At 66.5% G+C, this 18,851-nt stretch carries 15 protein-coding genes and 1 tRNA gene; 11 read left to right on the top strand and 5 right to left on the bottom strand.

Going from position 1 to position 18,851, the window contains the following annotated elements:
- Positions 1 to 30: 30 nt before the first annotated feature.
- A tRNA-Val gene (locus E3C22_RS08930) sits at positions 31 to 105 on the bottom strand.
- A 341-nt stretch (positions 106 to 446) separates the two neighbouring features.
- Entirely contained in the window at positions 447 to 812 is a 366-nt protein-coding gene (cpdR, locus tag E3C22_RS08925) for a cell cycle two-component system response regulator CpdR (protein ID WP_083592809.1), read from the bottom strand.
- Positions 813 to 965: 153 nt separating this feature from the next.
- On the opposite strand from cpdR, the gene E3C22_RS08920 reads away from it, so the two are divergent.
- Complete coding sequence (locus tag E3C22_RS08920; RefSeq protein ID WP_134761632.1) at positions 966 to 1,868, top strand: N-formylglutamate amidohydrolase; 903 nt, start codon at positions 966 to 968, stop codon at positions 1,866 to 1,868.
- 394 nt (positions 1,869 to 2,262) lie between these two features.
- Entirely contained in the window at positions 2,263 to 3,054 is a 792-nt protein-coding gene (gene hisN, locus E3C22_RS08915) for a histidinol-phosphatase (RefSeq protein WP_134761631.1), read from the top strand.
- A 30-nt stretch (positions 3,055 to 3,084) separates the two neighbouring features.
- On the opposite strand, the gene E3C22_RS08910 is transcribed toward hisN, so the two are convergent.
- Positions 3,085 to 4,071, bottom strand: a complete 987-nt coding sequence (locus E3C22_RS08910) for an alpha/beta fold hydrolase (protein WP_167591696.1) — start codon at positions 4,069 to 4,071, stop codon at positions 3,085 to 3,087.
- A 268-nt stretch (positions 4,072 to 4,339) separates the two neighbouring features.
- Complete coding sequence (locus E3C22_RS08905) at positions 4,340 to 4,807, bottom strand: SRPBCC family protein (protein ID WP_134761629.1); 468 nt, start codon at positions 4,805 to 4,807, stop codon at positions 4,340 to 4,342.
- A gap of 161 nt (positions 4,808 to 4,968) precedes the next feature.
- Here E3C22_RS08905 and E3C22_RS08900 point away from each other — a divergent pair, with 161 nt between their 5' ends.
- The 5 genes from E3C22_RS08900 (at position 4,969) to olsB (ending at position 9,764) form a co-directional block, all read left to right on the top strand.
- A complete protein-coding gene (locus E3C22_RS08900) occupies positions 4,969 to 6,138 on the top strand; it encodes an RsmD family RNA methyltransferase (RefSeq protein ID WP_134761628.1) in 1,170 nt (389 codons plus the stop codon).
- Positions 6,131 to 7,000 (top strand): TrmH family RNA methyltransferase, encoded by an 870-nt coding sequence (locus tag E3C22_RS08895; protein ID WP_134761627.1) that lies wholly within the window; start codon positions 6,131 to 6,133, stop codon positions 6,998 to 7,000. Before E3C22_RS08900 ends, E3C22_RS08895 begins: the two co-directional genes overlap by 8 nt.
- On the top strand, positions 6,997 to 7,503 hold the full coding sequence (lspA, locus tag E3C22_RS08890) for a signal peptidase II (protein WP_134761626.1): 507 nt from the start codon (positions 6,997 to 6,999) through the stop codon (positions 7,501 to 7,503). Before E3C22_RS08895 ends, lspA begins: the two co-directional genes overlap by 4 nt.
- A 100-nt stretch (positions 7,504 to 7,603) precedes the next feature.
- Positions 7,604 to 8,599, top strand: coding sequence for an acrylyl-CoA reductase (NADPH) (acuI, locus tag E3C22_RS08885; protein WP_134761625.1), 996 nt, complete (start codon positions 7,604 to 7,606; stop codon positions 8,597 to 8,599).
- A 322-nt stretch (positions 8,600 to 8,921) separates the two neighbouring features.
- Complete coding sequence (gene olsB, locus E3C22_RS08880) at positions 8,922 to 9,764, top strand: l-ornithine N(alpha)-acyltransferase (RefSeq protein ID WP_245514856.1); 843 nt, start codon at positions 8,922 to 8,924, stop codon at positions 9,762 to 9,764.
- 45 nt (positions 9,765 to 9,809) lie between these two features.
- On the opposite strand, the gene E3C22_RS24450 is transcribed toward olsB, so the two are convergent.
- Positions 9,810 to 10,100: a hypothetical protein gene (locus tag E3C22_RS24450; protein WP_167591695.1), complete on the bottom strand. Its 291-nt coding sequence runs from the start codon at positions 10,098 to 10,100 to the stop codon at positions 9,810 to 9,812.
- Between the two features lie 472 nt (positions 10,101 to 10,572).
- Here E3C22_RS24450 and mutS point away from each other — a divergent pair, with 472 nt between their 5' ends.
- The 4 genes from mutS (at position 10,573) to murJ (ending at position 18,682) form a co-directional block, all read left to right on the top strand.
- Positions 10,573 to 13,272: a DNA mismatch repair protein MutS gene (gene mutS / locus E3C22_RS08870; protein ID WP_245514855.1), complete on the top strand. Its 2,700-nt coding sequence runs from the start codon at positions 10,573 to 10,575 to the stop codon at positions 13,270 to 13,272.
- Between the two features lie 335 nt (positions 13,273 to 13,607).
- A complete protein-coding gene (locus tag E3C22_RS08865; protein WP_134761623.1) occupies positions 13,608 to 14,042 on the top strand; it encodes a hypothetical protein in 435 nt (144 codons plus the stop codon).
- A 141-nt stretch (positions 14,043 to 14,183) separates the two neighbouring features.
- Positions 14,184 to 17,057: a [protein-PII] uridylyltransferase gene (locus tag E3C22_RS08860; protein ID WP_134761622.1), complete on the top strand. Its 2,874-nt coding sequence runs from the start codon at positions 14,184 to 14,186 to the stop codon at positions 17,055 to 17,057.
- Positions 17,054 to 18,682: a murein biosynthesis integral membrane protein MurJ gene (murJ, locus tag E3C22_RS08855; RefSeq protein WP_134761621.1), complete on the top strand. Its 1,629-nt coding sequence runs from the start codon at positions 17,054 to 17,056 to the stop codon at positions 18,680 to 18,682. Before E3C22_RS08860 ends, murJ begins: the two co-directional genes overlap by 4 nt.
- The last annotated feature ends 169 nt before the right edge of the window (positions 18,683 to 18,851 follow it).

Genomic DNA, 18,851 nt, shown 5'->3' with positions numbered 1-18,851 from the left:
AGAGCGAAAAACTCATGTTGTGGAGCCGAATGGTGGGCGTGACAGGGATTGAACCTGTGACCCCTTCGATGTCAACGAAGTGCTCTCCCGCTGAGCTACACGCCCATTCGACGGAGCGGCATAGACCACAGGACCGCGCGATCCGTCAACAGGGAAAACCGGCACCGGCGAAGATTTGCGACGGTGGCGTGACGGGGCTGTCTGAAGCCTCGCTTATCCGACCACCGAGGCCGCCGGCCGCGCCGGGCCGGAGCGGCAGAGCGCGTTGGTGCTCGCCCGTGGGTAGCCCTCGTCTCGCGCCCAAGCCGATCGCTGCCCGTCCCGTCCCGGTTGACCGCCGCCTGCCTTGTCCAAGCTGATCGCCGCCCGCCTCAGCCGGCAGCGGCCGATCGCCTGTCTTCCTTGCCGGCACGCCGGCCAGCGGCGCTTTCAGCCGTCAGGCGGAATCAGGCGGCGTCTTCGAGGATCTTGCCGACTTCGTCGACCAGCTCGCGCAGGTGGAAGGGCTTTGAAAGGATCTTGGCGTTCTTCGGCGCCTTCGAATCGGGATTGAGCGCCACGGCGGCAAAGCCGGTGATGAACATCACCTTCAGATCCGGATCGAGCTCGGTCGCCCGGCGGGCAAGCTCGATGCCGTCCATCTCCGGCATGACGATGTCGGTCAGAAGCAGCGAGAAAGGTTCCTCGCGCAGCCGCTCATAGGCGCTGCCGCCATTGTCGAACGCGACCACCTCGTAGCCCGCGCGCTCCAGCGCCTTCGCCAGAAACCGGCGCATGTCGTTATCGTCTTCAGCAAGCAGTATCTTCGACATTCCCAAAATCCGAATTGGCCGGGCCGGCCGGTTCGTTATCACCCCATTCTTACACGAATTTCATACCAGATAGGTCCAATATTTTCTAAAAGGAATTGGCGCAATCGGCGCGACGGCCCTAGTTTTCCGGCATAACCTTTCGAAGAGGGACGATTGACGGACATTCCGACACTGAAGACCAGCGATGGCCTGGTGCCGGCCTTCGAGATCGTCGAGCCATCCGAACCGGCGATTCCGTTCGTCTTCTGCTCGCCCCACAGCGGGCGGGACTACCCGAACGACCTGATGGCGGCGACGCGCCTCGGACGGGAGGCGATCCGCCGCTCGGAGGACATTTTCGTCGACGATCTCTTCGCTTTCGCCCCCGGTTTCGGCGCGCCGCTGATTCGCGCCCGCTTCCCGCGGGCCTATCTCGACGTCAATCGCGAGCCGTTCGAACTCGACCCGAAGATGTTCAGTGACGCCCTGCCGGAATTTGCCAATTCCGCCTCGCTGCGGGTTGCCGGCGGTCTCGGGACGGTGCCGCGCATCGTCGCCGAGAACGAGGAGATCTATCGCGGCATGATGCCGGTCGCGGCGGCCATGCGGCGGATCGACGCGATCTACCGGCCGTTTCACAAATCGCTCGAGACGCTGCTGATGCGCACCCGCGAGCAGTTCGGCTTCGCCATCCTGATCGATTGCCATTCGATGCCGTCGAGCGTCAGGGCGCTGCCCGGCGGCCGGCGGCCGGACATCGTCATCGGCGACCGCTACGGCACCAGCGCTTCCAGCCGCTTCGTCGCGATGGCGACCTCGCATCTGTCGGTCTTCGGCTTCGACGTCGCCCGCAACAAGCCCTATGCCGGCGGCTACATCACCGAGCACTACGGGCGCCCCGCCATCGGCCTCCATGCGATCCAGATCGAGATCAATCGCGGCCTTTATGCCGACGAGATCAACTTCCGCCCCCACCACGGCTTCCTGCGGCTGAAGGAGCAGCTGTCGGGCTTCGTCGAGCGGTTTGCGGCCGACGTCGCGGCCGACTATTCCGCGCGGCCCGCCGCAGCGGAATAGGCGGGAACTCCCCGTCTTCGCGGCGAAGAGACGCGTGTCGGCAGGCAGTCGAAACCAGGCCGGATTTCAGGCAAAAAAAACCGCACTGCGTTGAAGCAGCGCGGTCTGAAGTCTAGGGAGGAAACGCCCATAAGGGCAGCGGCACGGATGCCGCAACGCAAAAGCTATGTTGCGGTGCCGAATATGTCAACGGTCTTGACCGATACTTGCTGCCCCTTCTATCACGTTTCCGTGAAGAGAAATGTGGCAAACCGTCGCGGCAAGCCTTTGTCCTGCGCGGGTGTCCGCGCGACCGGAAAGGCCTTCGCCGTCAGCGTGATATCGAAAGCCCAGCAGACCGCCTGCGTCGCATGAGCGCCGGCGCTTGCCAAGAACGCCAGTGAAAGCGAGTCCCATGGCCGAGCCTGACGCGACATTCCTGATGGCCCTGGCGGATGCCGCCGATCGCGAGACTCTGCCGCGGTTTCGGGCAGGCGGCGGCGTCGACAACAAGCTCGGGAAGGGCGCCTTCGATCCGGTCACCGAGGCGGACCGGGCGGCCGAGCAGGCGATCGTCGGGTTGATCCGGCGGGATTTCCCGAACCACGCGATCCTCGGCGAGGAGTTCGGCGAGACGGCCGCCGCGCCGGGCGGCGAGGCTCGCCAGTGGGTCATCGACCCGATCGACGGCACCCGGGCGTTCATTGCCGGAATTCCGGTCTGGGGAACCCTCGTCGGCCACTATGTCGATGGCCGTGCAAGGCTGGGGCTGATGTCCCAGCCATTCACCGGCGAGCGCTTCTATGCCGACGGCAGCGGCACGTTCTTGAAGCGCGGCGATGAAGCGCCGCGGCGGCTTGCGACCCGGAAGACGACGTCGCTGGAGGCTGCGACACTGTTCACCACCTCGCCGCGGCTCTTTGCGGGCGGTCTCCTGGAACGCTTCGAGAAACTGGAGGCACGCGCCCGGCTGACCCGCTTCGGCACCGACTGCTATGCCTTCGCCATGCTTGCGGCAGGCCATGTCGATCTGGTCGTCGAAAGCGGGCTGAAGCCCTACGACATCGCTGCGCTGATCGCGATCGTCGAGCAGGCGGGCGGCGTCGTCACGACCTTTTCCGGCGGACGGCCGGAAGCCGGCGGCGACGTCCTCGCGGCGGCGACGCCTGAGCTCCATGCGGCGGCGGCGGCGATCCTCGCCGGCTGAACGCAGATCGTCCGGAGGCGAAAGGCGCGGCTATTCGGCTGCGAGGCTCGGCTGATCGGCGGAGCTCGCATTTCCGACATAGGCATCGAAGATTTCCAGCGCCTGTTCGCGAAAGGGATCGGCCTCCTGCAGCAGTTCGTGCCGGGCGAGCGGGATGGTGAGGCTCGATCCGCAGCGCATCCGGTAAGCCAGCTTCTCGGCTGCGGCCGGCGAGACCACCCGGTCCGCACCGGCAACGACGAACAGCGTCGGCACCGACAGCGCGGCGATTTCGGCGGAGCGCTCGAACCGCCGCATCGCCCGCGTCACCGCCGCGAGCCAGGCAACGCTCGGGCTGCCGAGGAACAGCTCTGGCGCCTCCTCGGCAAGACGCCGGTTGCGTGCGTAGCGCCGGGGATCCGAGGTCAGCGGATTGTCCGCAGCATGGGGCATCTTGCCGGGAATCGAGCGGCGCACCGGCAGGCTGGCGAAGCCGAGCCAGCGCGCGGCGTTGGCGAGGCGTGCAAGCATGGCGACCGAGGGAAAGCTGGCGGCGAAACCGATCAGCGGCGCCAGGAGGACCATCCGCTCGATGGTGTTCGACAGCCGCGACGAGGCATGCAGCGCGACCAGCCCACCCATCGAATGGGCGAGCAGATGATAGGGCGGGTGGCAGTCCGGCAGCACGACCTCCTGCATCACGCATTCGAGGTCGGTCAGATACTGGCCGAAATGCCGGACATGGCCGAGGCGCGACCGGCGCAGCAGCCGCTCCGAGCCGCCCTGACCACGCCAGTCGAAGGTGACGACGGAAAAGCCGCGAGCATTGAGGTCGCCGATCGTCTCGAAATATTTCTCGATCGCCTCGTTGCGACCCTGCAGCAGCACCACAGTGCCCCGCGACGGGCCCCTGACATGGGCGATGGCATAGCGCAGCCGGCGCTTGTCGGAGGTGAGGAGAAAGCCGGGGACGAGATTGTCCGGCGCCGGATTGCCGGGCGTCTCGAAGAATTCTGGCTGCTCTTTGATGTCGCTCACCGTCGTTTCCCCGGCTCTCGTCCGCCGCTGCAGGTCCGATGCCCGCATGTCCCTGGAGCGAGCCGGCTCCATTCGGACGCGCAGGCAACGCTCGCACCTATTCGATCACCGCGTCGCGCTGCCCGAAAATCGATTGCGATTCTCCGGCCGACGCTGCATCTCGTCGAGAGCGCCACGCGGCCTGAGCGCTCTGACACATTGCTTGTACATCAAGGGGCTTACCGGAAATCCACGTCGATTTCCGGGCCGGTGCCGGACTGGCCCCCTCTCAAGCGCCGACTTCGCCGCCGGTCTCCGCCGCCTCGACCTCCTTGGCGAAATTGTCGAAGAACTGACCGGATAGCTTCTTGGCGGAAGAATCGATCAGCCGGCCACCGAGCTGGGCGAGCTTGCCGCCGACCTGCGCGCTGACGCTGTAGGTGAGGATCGTCTCGGCGCCGTCTTCGGCGAGATGGACGTCGGCGCCGCCCTTGGCGAAGCCGGCAATGCCGCCCTTGCCCTCGCCGACGATCGAATAGCTCTCCGGCGGCTTGATGTTCTCGAGCCGGACCTCGCCGTTGAACTTCGCCTTCACCGGTCCGACCTTGGCCGTCACCGTCGCCTTCATTTCGTTGTCGCCGGTCTTTTCCAGCTCCTCGCAGCCGGGGATGCAGCGTTTCAGCACCTCCGGGTCGTTGAGCTTCGCCCACACCGTTTCGCGGCTCGCCGGCAGCCGGTATTCGCCGTTCAGATCCATGATCGTCCTCCCCTGATCTCTTCGGCCGGATGGCGCGGCCGCGTGCCCGATCGCACGAGGCCCCTAACTTGACGGTTTTCACGGCTTTGCCAAGCCGTACGAGAACCGATAGAGAGCGCGACTGACCGGCAGGGCCGGCAGAACCCGCAAGGAGCAGGGCCTTGGCGCGCAGCCGCCGACCGCAGCAATCGAGCGCTCCGGATGCCGCCCGCGGCAGCCGGCAGAAGCGGCGCGCCGGCACGGCGGACGCCCCGCCGAAACAAGGCCCGGCCGGACGGCCGCAGCGGGGGCGGCCCGCCGACGAGCGCCCCACGGACGCGCGCCCCACAAACGCGCGCCATGCTGATGGGCATGCCGCCGGCCGCGAGGCTGCTAGCCCGCCGGCAAAACGGCTGGAACTCACGGCGCCGGCGGGGCCACGGCCGGAATTCGTCGCTCCCGTGGTGCTGACGGTTTCGCCCGGCGCCGACTACGAACTCCTCGACAGCGGCGACGGCGAGAAGCTCGAGCGCTATGGCGACTATCGCATCCGGCGGCCGGAGAATCAGGCGATCTGGCCGCGGCGCCTCGCGTCGAAGGACTGGGAGCGCACCGACGCGGTGTTTTCCGGCGATGTCGAGGAGGAGGGGCTCGGCCGCTGGCAGTTTCCGGGCGAGCCGCTCGGCGAGACCTGGCCTCTGGCCCATGACGGGCTGTCCTATCTCGGGCGCTTCACCTCGTTCCGCCATGTCGGCGTCTTTCCCGAACAGGCGGCGCACTGGGCCTTCGTCGAGGATCGGATCGCCAGGCGGATTGCCGACGGCGTGACGCCGCGCGTCCTCAACCTCTTCGGCTATACGGGCCTTGCCTCGCTGATCGCCGCAAGGGCCGGCGCCGAGGTCACCCATGTCGACGCCTCGAAGAAGGCGATCGGCTGGGCCCGCGAGAACCAGGAGATGGCCGGCCTTCAGGAGCGTCCGATCCGCTGGATCTGCGAGGACGCGGTGCGCTATGTCGAGCGCGAGGCAAAGCGCGGCAGCCGCTACGACATCGTCCTTCTCGATCCGCCGAAATTCGGCCGCGGTCCGAAGGGCGAGACCTGGCAGCTCCTCGAAGACCTGTCCTATCTCGTGGCGCTGACCAGAGCCATCCTCTCGGACAGACCGGACTGCGTCATCCTCACCGCCTATTCGATCCGCTCCTCCTTCTATTCGCTCGGGGCGCTGATGGGCGAAGCCTTTCGCGGCCTTCACGGCCGGATCGAAGCCGGCGAACTGGTGATCGGCGAGGCCGGCGCCGAACCGAGACTGCTCTCGACCTCGCTTTTTAGCCGCTGGATTGCCGATGACTGACGGACCCTCTTCGACGCGCCGCTCCGGCGGGGGGCTCGCCGCGCCCGGCCGGATCAAGGAGATCGCCAGCGCCGCCAATCCGATCGTCAAGGACATCCGCGCGCTCGCCCAGAAGCGCCACCGCGACGAGACCAGCCTGTTCCTCGTCGAGGGTCTGAAGCTCGTTCTCGACGGCTTCGATGCCGGCTGGGAGCTGAAGACCCTGGTGGTGTCGAAGGCGGCGCTGCAGGGCGGCAGCGAGATCTTGACCCGCGCCGTGTCGCGGGCCGTCGGCATCGGCGCCGACGTCATCGAGGCGAGCGCCAAGGTGCTGGAGGCGATCGCAAGGCGCGACAACCCACAAAGCGCCATCGGCGTCTTCCGGCGCCAGCTGACGCCGCTTGGAAGACTGGCGCTGCAGCCGGGCGAGGTCGCCGTTGCCCTCGACAGGGTGCGCGATCCCGGCAATCTCGGCACCATCCTGCGCACCGCCGATGCGACGGGGGCGAAGGCGGTGATCCTCGTCGGCGACTGCGTCGATCCGTTTTCGCTTGAGACCGTGAGGGCGACCATGGGCTCGATCTTCGCCGTCCCGGTCCTGCGGGCGAAGGAAGCGGAGTTCCTCGCCTGGCGCTCCTGCTTTACCGGCCAGATCGTCGGAACCCACATGGCCGGCACGGTGGACTTTCGCGAACCGAACTACGGCAAGGCTGCGACGCTTCTTTTCATGGGCAACGAGCAGGCCGGGCTCTCCGACGAGATGGCCGCCGCCTGCGACACCCTCGTGCGGATCCCCCAGGCCGGGCGCGCCGACAGCCTCAACCTCGCCGTCGCCACCGGCGTCATGCTGTTCGAGGCGCGGCGGGGAGCGCTCACCCTATGACCCGCCGGCTGTTCGTCGCCAATATCGTCGTCGTCGCCCTCTCGGTCCTGCTCGACCAGCTGGTCAAGGCGATCGTCGTCGCCACCATGCCGCTTGGCTCGGCGATCGAGCTCCTGCCGTTCCTGGCGCTCTATCATGCCCGCAACACCGGCATCGCCTTCTCGATGTTCGCCGGGCTTGGCGATATCGGCCTGTCGCTGCTCGCAGCCGCCGTCCTCGCGGTCGTGCTTTATCTCTGGTGGAAGACCCCGGCGGAGCGCCGGCTCACCCATTTCGGCCTCGCCGTCATCGTCGGCGGCGCCATCGGAAACCTGATCGACCGCGTCCGCCTCGGCTACGTCGTCGACTATGTCTATTTCCACACCCCGGCCTTCGACTTCGCGGTGTTCAACCTCGCCGATGCCTGCATCACCGTCGGGGCGATCATCATTCTCCTCGACGAGTTCATTCTCGCCCGGACCGGCGCGTCCGGCCGGGAAAGGGCCGGCAGTGATGCCGATTGACAAGGCATTCTCCGGCAGTCTGTGCTAGTCGGTGACACGAACGAGCGCCGGAATGCCCGCAGATGGCAGCTTGAACCGGCGCCAAGAAGGGGAGGCCGCGATGGCCGAGACGTTCCGGGCAATCCTGATTTCGCGCGATGAAGCCAAGAGGCAGTCTGTCGATGTCGTCGAGCTTTCGCCGGACGACCTGATGGACGGCAATGTCGACGTGACGGTCGAGGCGACGACGGTCAACTACAAGGACGGGCTCGCCATCACCGGCAAGTCGCCGGTGGTGCGGCGCTGGCCGATGATCCCCGGCGTCGATCTCGCCGGCACGGTGGTGCGGTCAGACGATCCGCGGTGGTCGCCGGGCGACAAGGTGGTGCTGAACGGCTGGGGCGTCGGCGAGACCCATTATGGCGCCTATGCCGGGCTTGCCCGGCTGAAGGGCGACTGGCTGGTCGCCCTGCCGGAACGGTTCACGCCGCGCGATGCCATGGCGATCGGCACGGCGGGCTATACGGCGATGCTCTCGGTGCTGGCGCTCGAACAGGCCGGCCTTTCGCCGAAAGACGGGCCGGCGGTGGTGACCGGCGCGAATGGCGGCGTCGGCTCCTTCGCCATCGCGCTTCTGGCAAGACGCGGCTGGGAGGTGCTCGCCGTCACCGGCCGGCCTGCCGAGGCCGATTATCTGAAGAGCCTCGGCGCCAGCGAGATCATCGAGCGGGCGGAGCTTTCCGAGCCCGGCAAGCCGCTCGGCAAGGAGCGCTGGGTCGCCGGCATCGACGCCGTCGGCAGCCACACCCTCGCCAACGTCCTCGCCTCGACGAAATATCACGGCGCCGTCGCCGCCTGCGGTCTTGCCCAGGGCATGGACCTGCCGGCCTCGGTCGCACCCTTCATCCTGCGCGGCGTCTCGCTCCTCGGCATCGACTCGGTGATGGCACCCCTGGAAAAGCGCGAGGCGGCGTGGAAGCGCCTTGCCGAGGATCTCGACCAGTCGGTGCTCGATGCGATCGCCACGGACATCGGCTTCGACGATCTCATCGGTGCGGCCCGCGACATCGTCGATGGGAAGATTCGCGGCAGGGTGGTCGCGACATTCGACCGTTAAGGACGGCCACGCGGCAGGCTCTCTAGCCTCGACATGGCAGCTTCTCGGCCCGCGGCCTTGTTTTGCAGCAGTGCCAGGCGTCATATTGTGCAGGGTTCCAGTCACGAAAACGTTGTTGAAACTTCGTAAAGCTGGAAGGAAAGCCCGTGGTCGATGGAGAACAGGGATGACGGCTCAAGGTTTCGGGATCGCGGGCGACGCGAACAATTCCCGGCATGTCGCCCTCGATGACGGCGACCCCCGACGACCCGGGATGCGGCGCCTGAGGCCGATTGCGTTCCGGAAGATCGGTGCGGATGGCGGGACGGGCGGTTTCGGCCAGATGCCGGCGAAGATCCTGCATCTCGTCCGACGCTTCGACCCTGCGGCGCCGCTGCTTGGACGTCTCGGCACCCTCGAGGTCCGGCTCGCCCGCAACGCTGCCGAGGTCAAGGCGGCGCAGCAGCTGCGCTACCGGGTGTTCTACGAGGAGATGAGCGCCCAGCCCTCGAAACTGCAGAAGATGACCCGGCGCGACCGCGATTCCTTCGACCGCTATTGCGACCACCTCCTCGTCATCGACCACGCCCGTGGCGGCTCCATCGCCAGCCGGATCGTCGGCACCTACCGGCTGATGCGCGGCGAGCGGGCGGCGCTTGCCGGCGGCTTCTACACCGCGCAGGAATTCGACATCGCGCCGATGCTCGCCCGCCATCCGGGCAAGCGCTTCCTCGAGCTCGGCCGCTCCTGCGTCCTGAAGGACTATCGCGGCAAGCGGACCGTCGAGCTCCTGTGGCAGGGCATCTGGGCCTATGTGATCGCCCACGACGTCGACGTCCTGTTCGGCTGTGCCTCGCTCGCCGGCACCGACCCCGCGACGCTGGCGGCGCCGCTCGGCTTCCTGCAGGCCAATGCCTCGGCGCCTGAGGAGTGGCGGGTGCGCGCCCACACGCACCGCGGAACGTTCTTCGACGACGTGCCGGCAAATATCGACCAGCGCCGGGCTCTGGCGGTGCTGCCGCCGCTCCTGAAGGGCTATCTGAGGCTCGGCGGCTATGTCGGCGAGGGCGCCGTCGTCGACCACCAGTTCGGCACCACCGACGTCCTGATCGTGCTGCCGCGGGCAAACATCAACCCGCGCTATGTCGGCCATTACGGCGCCGACGCCAGCCGCTTCGCCGCCTGAGGCTAAGCCGGCTGAGCGCGGACGCGCCCGCCGGCGGTCCGGGCATCAGCCTCCGATGCGCACGATGCTGCGGGTCTTCAGGTCGACGATGATCGGCTGGCCGCCATAGTAGAAATAGGCGAAGGTGCGGCTGCCCTTCGGCTGCTGCAGCTTGACCGAGCCGGGGACCGAATCGCCGAGTGCGGGCGGCGCCGGCAGGCGGGCATTGTCGGTCGGATGGGCCAGCGCATAGTCGAGGACGTTGACCCTCTCGTCGGCGGCAAGGGCCGGAGCGAGCATTGCGACCTGGAGGCCGAAGAGCGCGGCGATGGCAAGGCGCATCGGTTTGGTCGGCATCGGGACTTCCCTCTCTTCTCGAAATCCCGAAACGCGCAAGAGGCGCACGGGGAATCGGCTGTCTACATCGCATCGCCCCGATGAACGGAAGCTGAGTGGGCCGGCAATTGCAAGGCCGCTGCAGCATCCGCCCGAAAATCGGAATCGATATTCGGAAAGCACGATGCGGCGGTTCAATCAGTCAGAGCGTCGTTGGGGCATCCAATCGGCCGCTCGCCGCTCTGGCGCGAATGCGCCTGGCAATTGGGGATTGCACGGCCCGGTTTGAAGGCGGGTGTCGCATCATCTCCTCCTCGCTGCGGCGAAATCGCGGGGATGGCCGGTGGGTCCGGCTTGCCTCGCACTTCCAGCCCCGATAGCGATTTGCCCCAGTCCCTTCGGTCGGCCGGCGTGATCGGAGACATTGGCGCGGCATATCCGCCGCCAGTCCGGCCGGCTTTCGCATGATGTTCGACGAGGTGTTTTTCGGCCGATGACCAGCGACGCTGCCCCGACGCCGATGATGGCCCAGTATATCGAGATCAAGGCGGCCAATCCGGACTGCCTGCTGTTTTACCGCATGGGCGACTTCTACGAGCTGTTCTTCGAGGATGCCGCCGAGGCCTCGCGGGCTCTTGGCATTGCCCTCACCAAGCGGGGCAAGCATCTCGGCGAGGACATCCCGATGGCCGGCGTGCCGATCCATGCCGCCGACGACTATCTGCAGAAGCTGATCGCCCTCGGCCACAGGGTCGCTGTGTGCGAGCAGATGGAGGATCCGGCCGAGGCGAAGAAGCGCGGCGCGAAATCGGTGGTGAAGCGCGACGTCGTGCGCCTGGTGACGCCGGGAACCATCACCGAAGAGGCGCTGCTCGAGCCGGGGCGGGCGAACTATCTGATGACGCTCAGCCGGATCGGCGGCGGCGAGGCGCCGGACTACGCGCTTGCCTGGGCCGATCTTTCCACCGGCAATTTCCGCACCGCGGCGGTCAGCCCGGAGCGCATCGAGGCCGAGATCGCGGCGATCGAGCCGAGCGAGATCGTCGTTGCCGAGAACCTGTTTCATGACGAGACCTTCGCGCCGCGGCTGAAGCGCTTCGGCCGGGCAGTGCGGCCGGAGCCCCAGGCCTTCTTCGACGGCTCGACCGCCGAGGCGCGGATCTGCCGGTTCTTCTCCGTCGCGACACTGGAAGGGCTTGGCCGCTTCTCCCGCGCCGAGCTTTCGGCGGCTGCCGCCCTCATCGCCTATCTCGGCAAGACGCAGCTTGCGGCACGGCCGATGCTGGAGCGGCCGGTGCAGGTCTCGGCCGGCACCACCATGGAGATCGATCCGGCGACGCGCGGCTCGCTCGAACTCACCCGCACGCTGTCCGGCCGGCGGCAAGGCTCGCTCCTGTCGACCATCGACCGGACGGTCACCGGCGCCGGTTCGAGGCTCTTGACCGCGCGGCTTGCCGCGCCGCTCACCGACCCGGGAGCCATCGCCGAGCGCCAGGACGCCGTCGCCTTTCTCGTCGACGATCCTGACCTGCGGCGCGCTTTGCGCAAGGCGCTGGCGGGGCTGCCGGATTGCGAGCGGGCGCTGTCGCGGCTGGCCCTCGGCCGTGGCGGCCCGCGCGACCTTGGCGCCGTGCGCGACTGTCTGGACGCGGCCCTGACGCTCGCTGACGGTCTTTCGACGGACCTGCCGGCCGAGCTGGCAGCCGCCCGCGATGCCGTCCAGGCGTTGCCACGCGACCTCGCCGAAGCGCTCGCGGCGCGGCTCGTCGACGCACCGCCGCACCTGAAGCGCGACGGCGGCTTCGTCCGCCCGGGTGCGATCGTGGCGCTGGACGAGGCGAGGGCTCTCGGCGAGGATTCCCGCCGGGTGATCGCCGAACTCGAAAGCCGCTACGCCGCAGAAACGGGGATCCGCGGCCTTCGCATCAAATACAACAACGTCCTTGGCTATTTCGTCGAGACCAGCGAGGCGAATGCCAGGACGCTCAAGTCCGGCGATGGCGGAGCGATTTTCGTCCATCGCCAGACCATGGCGAACGCCATGCGCTTTTCGACCGAGGAACTGAGCAGCCTCGAAAGCCGGATCGCCGGCGCGGCGAGCGAGGCGCTGGCGATCGAACTTGCCTGTTTCGACGAACTTTGCGTCGCGGTGCTCGATTCGGCCGAGGCGCTGCGTCGGGGTGCCGAAGCGCTCGCCGTCCTCGACGTCTCTGCAGCGCTCGCCGAAATCGCCGTCGAGGCGGCCTGGACGCGGCCGCATGTGGACGCCTCGCTCGCCTTTGCGATCGGGGGCGGCCGGCATCCCGTCGTCGAGGCGGCGCTGAAGGCCGGCTCGGGGGATCCCTTCGTCGCCAACAATTGCGATCTCTCGCCGGAAAACGGCGACGGCAAGGGCGCGATCTGGCTGCTCACCGGGCCGAACATGGGCGGCAAGTCGACCTTCCTCCGCCAGAACGCCATCATCGCCGTGCTCGCCCAGATCGGCGCATTCGTACCGGCCGGAAGCGCCCATATCGGCGTCGTCGACCGGCTGTTCTCCCGCGTCGGGGCGTCCGACGATCTCGCGGAAGGGCGCTCGACCTTCATGGTCGAGATGGTCGAGACCGCCGCGATCCTCAATCAGGCGGGCGAGCGGGCACTGGTCATTCTCGACGAGATCGGCCGCGGCACGGCGACCTATGACGGGCTGTCGCTGGCCTTTGCCACCGTCGAGCATCTCCACGAGGCGAATTGCTGCCGGGCGCTCTTTGCCACGCATTTCCACGAGATGACGGCGCTCGCCAAGAAGCTCTCCCGGATCCGCAATGCGACGATGCGGGTGAAGGAATACAAGGGCGAGGTGATCTTCCTGCACGAGGTGACGGCCGGCGTCGCCGACCGCTCCTACGGCATTCAGGTGGCAAGGCTCGCAGGCCTGCCGGCAAGCGTCGTGGAGCGGGCGCGGCACGTCCTTGCCGAGCTCGAGAAGGGCGGCAGCCAGGCGAGGCGCACCGCCTTCATCGACGATCTGCCGTTGTTCTCGGCCGCGCTCGACCGACAGGCCGAAGAAGCCCGCAGTATCTCGGACAAGCCGCCAAAAACCCCGCATCTCGAACTTGCGGAGGCGGTGGCCAGGCTCGATCCGGATGCCCTGTCGCCCAAAGCGGCGCTGGAGGAGCTCTACCGGCTGAAGGCGCTCGCCGCGCAAGGCTGAATGCGGGTTGCTTGCGGGGCAGGCGGGCTGCGGCATTCTGTCAAGAATTGGCCGGAGATCGACTGGTCTCTAGGGTCGTTGCGTGAAGTCGTTCCATCAGTCCGTGCATCGGATGACCCGCCACTGCCCGGGTCGAATATGTTAGATGGCCACGCATAAACGCCTCAAATCTCACGGCTCCGTGTGGTCGTTGTGAACATTTGAGACGGGATCGTTCGGAACCATCCCGATACGACGCCGTTGTGACAGCATCAGCAAGTCAGACAAATGCCGGACAAGCCGCCAAGCAGTGGCAAGAATATCGCGTTCGGTAACGAACACCTGAAAGGACTATCATGAAAACGACAGCGATCTTTTCGGCTGCCCTTCTTGGCGCTTCGATGCTGAGCTATGGCGCCTTCGCGCAGACCTCGACCAACCCGACCATCGTTCCCGGCTCGGAATCGCAGATGGAGATCCAGAACTCCGAGGAACGTGACAACGTCGCCGACAATCCGGGGATGAGCACCGCCAAGTCCGCTCAGTCCGAGAGCGAGACCATGGTTCCGGGCAGCGAATCGCAGCGCGAGATGAAGCGCGCCGAGGAGCGTGACGCGGTGTCTTCCGGCGACGATGCGATGTCGACCGGCGCCATTACCAACGACGACGAGCCGACCAACGACAAGATTCTCGTCCCGGGTTCGGGTGCCGACTTCTCGCCGGGCGAGGATGCGACGACCCAGGAGGGCAAGGCGCTTCCGGATGATTCCCCGGAAAGCCAGTCCCAATAAGCCTTCTCACGAAGGACTGCGCATCGCGCGCAATCATGTCGAGGGCCGTCCCAGCCGGAGCTGGGGCGGCCCTTCTCTTTGCCGGGTCGGGAGAGTTGCGCTATAGCCGGGCGGCTCATTCCAGACGCCGCAGGATAGCAGATGTCCCAGCAAGCGGTTGCCAACCGCACCGATCCGATCCCTAACGAGGACATCGTTCCCCAGATCGACGTTTCCGGCTTCGTCGACGCGGACGGGCTGACCGAACGGCTGACGGCGATCGCTGAGGCCGACAGCGCCGGCGGCGCCTCCGACGAGGCGCGGGGGAAGGTACTGGCGCTGCTGCGCGATGAAATCCGCGAGGCGCGCTCGCGGGTCGAAGAGGCGTTTCGCGAGGATCGGGCGGGGCTCGATTGTGCGCGCCGCCTTGCGACGATCCAGGACGTCTTCATCGAGCGGATCCACGATTTCGCCCTGCGCCACGTCTTTCCCTCGTCGAACCTTTCGGCCGGCGAACGCATGGCGATCGTCGCCGTCGGCGGCTATGGCCGCGGCACGCTGGCGCCGGGCTCCGACATCGATCTCCTGTTCCTCCTCCCTTACAAGCAGACGGCGCTCGGTGAGCAGGTCGTCGAATATCTGCTCTATCTCCTGTGGGATCTGGGCTTCAAGGTCGGCCACGCCTCGCGCACGGTGGATGAATGTATCCGGCTCGCCCGCGCCGACATGACGATCCGGACCTCGATCCTCGAGCGTTGGCTGGTGGTCGGCGACCGCTCGCTGTTCCAGGAACTCGGGACGCGCTTCGAGCGTGAGGTGGTGGAGGGCACCAGCGAGGAATTCATCGCCGCCAAGCTCGCCGAGCGGTCCGCCCGCCACGCCAAGATCGGCAATACGCGCTATCTGGTCGAGCCCAATGTGAAAGAGGGCAAGGGCGGCCTGCGCGACCTCAACACGCTGTTCTGGATCGCCAAATATCACTACCGGGTGACCAGCCCGGAAGCCCTGGCCGAACTCGGCGTGATCTCGCGGCGCGAACTCAAGCTGTTCCAGAAGGCCGAGGATTTCCTCTGGGCGGTGCGCTGCCACCTGCATTTCGCCACCGGCAAGGCGGAAGAGCGCCTGTCCTTCGACCTCCAGCCCGAGATCGCCGAACGTCTCGGCTACAACGCCCATCCCGGGCTGAAGGACGTCGAGCGCTTTATGAAGCACTACTTCCTGATCGCCAAGGACGTCGGCGATCTGACGCGCATCCTCTGCGCGGCGCTGGAAGAGCAGCACGCCAAGCCCGCCCCGGGCATCGCCGGCATCCGCAACCTCGTGCGGAACCTGCGCAGCCGGGCGAAGAAGATCCCCGGCACGGTCGACTTCCACATCGACAACAACCGGATCAATGTCTCCTCGCCGAGCGTCTTCAAGGACGATCCGGTGAACCTCATCCGGGTGTTCCGGCTCGCCGCCTCGAACAAGCTCGAATATCACCCCGACACGTTGAAGCTGATCCGCCGGTCGCTGCGGCTGATCAACGCCGAGCTTCGGGAAAATCCCGAGGCGAACAGCCTGTTCCTCGACGTCCTCACCGACCGCAACCACCCGGAATTCCACCTGCGGCGGATGAACGAGGCTGGCGTTCTCGGCCGGTTCATTCCCGAATTCGGCAAGATCGTCGCGATGATGCAGTTCAACATGTATCATCACTACACGGTGGACGAGCATCTGTTGCGCACCATCAACGTGTTCTCGCGGATCGAGCGGGGCGAACTCGTCGATGCCCATCCGATGTCGAGCGACCTCGTCGATTCGATCAAGGACCGGCGGGCGCTCTATGTGGCGCTGCTCTTGCACGACATCGCCAAGGGCCGACCCGAGGACCATTCTATCGCTGGCGCGCGGATCGCAAGGCGGCTCTGCCCGCGGCTCGGGCTGAACGAGCGGGAGACCGAACTCGTCGCCTGGCTGGTCGAGGATCATCTCCTGATGTCGATGACGGCGCAGCAGCGCGACATCAACGACCGCAAGACCATCCTCGATTTCGCCGAACGGGTCCGCACCCTGGAGCGGCTCAACCTCCTGCTGATCCTCACGGTCTGCGACATCCGCGCGGTCGGGCCCGGGGTCTGGAACGGCTGGAAGGGCCAGCTTCTGCGCACCCTCTATCTCGAGACCGAGCCGACGCTCACCGGCGGCTTCACCCGCTCGACGCGGGCCGAGCGGCTGGGCGCCTCACGCGAGCGGCTGGCGGCCCGGCTCGCCGACTGGAGCGAGGCCGAGCGCAGCGCCTATCTCGACCTGCACTATCCGAACTATTTCCTGACGACGCCGCTCGACGAGCAGGTGCGCCATGCCGTCTTCATCCGCGCTGCGGAGACGAAGGAGCCGCTGCAGACGCAGGTGCGGACAGACGCCTTCCAGGGCATCACCGAGATCATGGTGCTGGCGCCCGACCATCCGCGCCTCCTGTCGATGCTGGCTGGCGCCTGCGCCGGGGCGGGGGCGAACATCGCCGATGCGCAGGTCTTCACCATGTCGGACGGCAGGGCGCTCGACGTTCTCGTCCTCAACCGCGAATTTGCCGAGGATGCCGACGAACTGCGCCGCGGCGAGCGGATCTCCGGCTATATCCGCGCACTGCTGCAGGGCAAGGATTCCCGCAAGCGGCTGATCTCCGGTCAGAAGGCCAAACGGCCGCCCTCGGCCTTCTCGATCCATCCGAGCGTCAGGGTCGACAACGACCTGTCCAACCAGTTCACCGTCATCGAGGTCGAGGGTCTCGACCGGCCCGGGCTCCTGTCGGACCTCACCCGTGCCATGGCCGATCTCAACCTCGACATCCGCTCGGCGCACATCTCGACCTACGGCGAAAAGGTCGTCGATGTGTTCTACGTGACGGACCTCCTCGGCACCAAGATCACCAGCCAGAGCCGCACCGAGCGGATCGAGACCTGGCTGACCCATGTCTTCGAAAATCCCGGCTCGGAACCGATGACGGCCGACGTCCTGTCGGCGGAAAAGGCCTACGGGCTGACCCGGCAATGAGCCTTCTGTCGAAGTTTGCCACCGTCGGCGGAGCGACCCTCGTCAGCCGCATCTTCGGTTTCGCCCGCGAGATGCTGATGGCCTCGGCGCTGGGCGTCGGGCCGGTCGCCGATGCCTTCAACCTCGCCTTCCGCTTTCCCAACCTCTTCCGCCGGCTCTTCGCGGAGGGAGCGTTCAACTCGGCCTTCATCCCGCTGTTCGCCCGATCGCTCGAAGAGGAGGGCGAGGACGGTGCGCGGCGCTTTGCGTCGGAGATCTTCTCGACGCTGTTCACGGTACTGACGGCGCTGACCGTGCTGGCGATGATCTTCATGCCGATCCTGGTGAAGACGATCATCGCGCCGGGCCTTGCGGTCTGCATCGACGATCCTTCCGCCGGGGGCGAGGTGATCTCCTGCGCCGATCGCTACGAGATCACCATCGCCTTTTCGCGGATCATGTTTCCCTATCTCGCCTGCATGTCGATGCTGGCGATGGTCTCCGGCATCCTCAACGCCTTCCGCCGCTTCTTCGCCGCCGCCGCAGCGCCGACACTGCTGAATTTCATCCTGATCGGGGTGATTTCCTATGCGCTGTGGATCGAGGCGGACAAGCAGACGATCGGCTTCCTGATGAGTTGGGGCGTGCTCGTCGCGGGCTTTGCCCAGCTGGCCATGGTGGTGATCGCCATGCGCCTTGCCGGCTTCGGCGTTGCGCTGAAGCGCCCGCGCTGGACCAAGGGGCTGAAACGCCTGCTGGTCCTTGCCGGACCCGCCGCGCTGATCGGTGGCATCACCCAGATCAACCTTTTCGTCGGCCAGGCGATCGCCTCCTTCAAGCCGGGCGCCGTCTCCATTCTCCAATATGCTGACAGGCCCTATCAGCTGCCGCTCGGCATGGTCGGGGTGGCGATCGGCGTCGTGCTGTTGCCGGAACTTGCCCGCGCGCTGAAGGCGGGTCATCTGCGCGAGGCGCAGCACACCCAGAACCGCAGCCTCGAATTCGCGCTGTTCTTGACCGTACCGGCAGCGGTCGCGCTCTATCTGATCCCCGAGCCGATCATCCGGGTGATCTACGAGCGCGGCCAGTTCGAGCCGTCGGCGACCGTCGCGGTGGCCTCGGTGCTCGGGCTCTACGCCCTCGGCCTGCCGGCCTTCGTGATGATCAAGGTGTTCTCGCCTGGCTATTTCGCCCGGGAGGACACCAAGACGCCGATGATCGCGACACTGATCTCCGCCGGTGCCAACATCGTCCTCTCCCTCGGCCTGTTCTGGCTCTTCGCCGAACGCGGCATCGCGCTCGCGACGACCATTGCCGGCTGGCTGAACGCAGGCCTGCTGTTTCTCGGCCTCTATCGACGCGGCCTCTGGGAGATCGACAGGGCGCTTCTGAAGCGGGTCGCGCTGGTCTGCCTGTGCTCGGGGATCATGGGCGTCGCCCTTTTCTTCGGCCTGCGCGAACTGTCGCCGTGGCTGTCCTCCGGCGCCTCGCTCCACCGCGAACTTCCGGCGCTCGGCGGCCTGGTGGTCGCGGCGATGGCGATCTACTTCGTCCTCGCCTTCCTCACCGGTGCGGCAGACCGCAGCCAGTTGACGAACCTCCTGAAGCGACGTCGAGGTAACCGAAAGCCTGCTGCCGGGGAGTGACGCTGATCTGCCGACCGGCTGTCAGTAGCGAAATAAGGCTTGGCTCTACAGCATCGGCCCGAAAATCAGAATCGATTTTCGGAAAGCACAATGCGGCGATTCAATAAGTTAGAGCGTCCTTTATGCGTCCATTCGGACGCACGGCGTCCTAGGCTTGATCGGCCGGTCA

Origin of the sequence: Jiella endophytica (genome assembly GCF_004519335.1) — a bacterium.
Taxonomy (GTDB): Bacteria; Pseudomonadota; Alphaproteobacteria; order Rhizobiales; family Rhizobiaceae; genus Jiella; species Jiella endophytica.
Note: the sequence above shows the minus strand (reverse complement) of the source record. Positions and strands in the feature narration are given on the sequence as shown.

Excerpts from the sequence above, each read along its gene's own strand:
- cpdR (WP_083592809.1), bottom strand. The coding sequence starts at position 812 with ATGTCGAAGATACTGCTTGCTGAAGACGATAACGACATGCGCCGGTTT.
- hisN (WP_134761631.1), top strand. The coding sequence starts at position 2,263 with ATGGCCGAGCCTGACGCGACATTCCTGATGGCCCTGGCGGATGCCGCC.
- E3C22_RS08905 (WP_134761629.1), bottom strand. The coding sequence starts at position 4,807 with ATGGATCTGAACGGCGAATACCGGCTGCCGGCGAGCCGCGAAACGGTG.
- E3C22_RS08895 (WP_134761627.1), top strand. The coding sequence starts at position 6,131 with ATGACTGACGGACCCTCTTCGACGCGCCGCTCCGGCGGGGGGCTCGCC.
- lspA (WP_134761626.1), top strand. The coding sequence starts at position 6,997 with ATGACCCGCCGGCTGTTCGTCGCCAATATCGTCGTCGTCGCCCTCTCG.
- acuI (WP_134761625.1), top strand. The coding sequence starts at position 7,604 with ATGGCCGAGACGTTCCGGGCAATCCTGATTTCGCGCGATGAAGCCAAG.
- olsB (WP_245514856.1), top strand. The coding sequence starts at position 8,922 with ATGCCGGCGAAGATCCTGCATCTCGTCCGACGCTTCGACCCTGCGGCG.
- E3C22_RS24450 (WP_167591695.1), bottom strand. The coding sequence starts at position 10,100 with ATGCCGACCAAACCGATGCGCCTTGCCATCGCCGCGCTCTTCGGCCTC.
- mutS (WP_245514855.1), top strand. The coding sequence starts at position 10,573 with ATGACCAGCGACGCTGCCCCGACGCCGATGATGGCCCAGTATATCGAG.
- E3C22_RS08865 (WP_134761623.1), top strand. The coding sequence starts at position 13,608 with ATGAAAACGACAGCGATCTTTTCGGCTGCCCTTCTTGGCGCTTCGATG.
- E3C22_RS08860 (WP_134761622.1), top strand. The coding sequence starts at position 14,184 with ATGTCCCAGCAAGCGGTTGCCAACCGCACCGATCCGATCCCTAACGAG.
- murJ (WP_134761621.1), top strand. The coding sequence starts at position 17,054 with ATGAGCCTTCTGTCGAAGTTTGCCACCGTCGGCGGAGCGACCCTCGTC.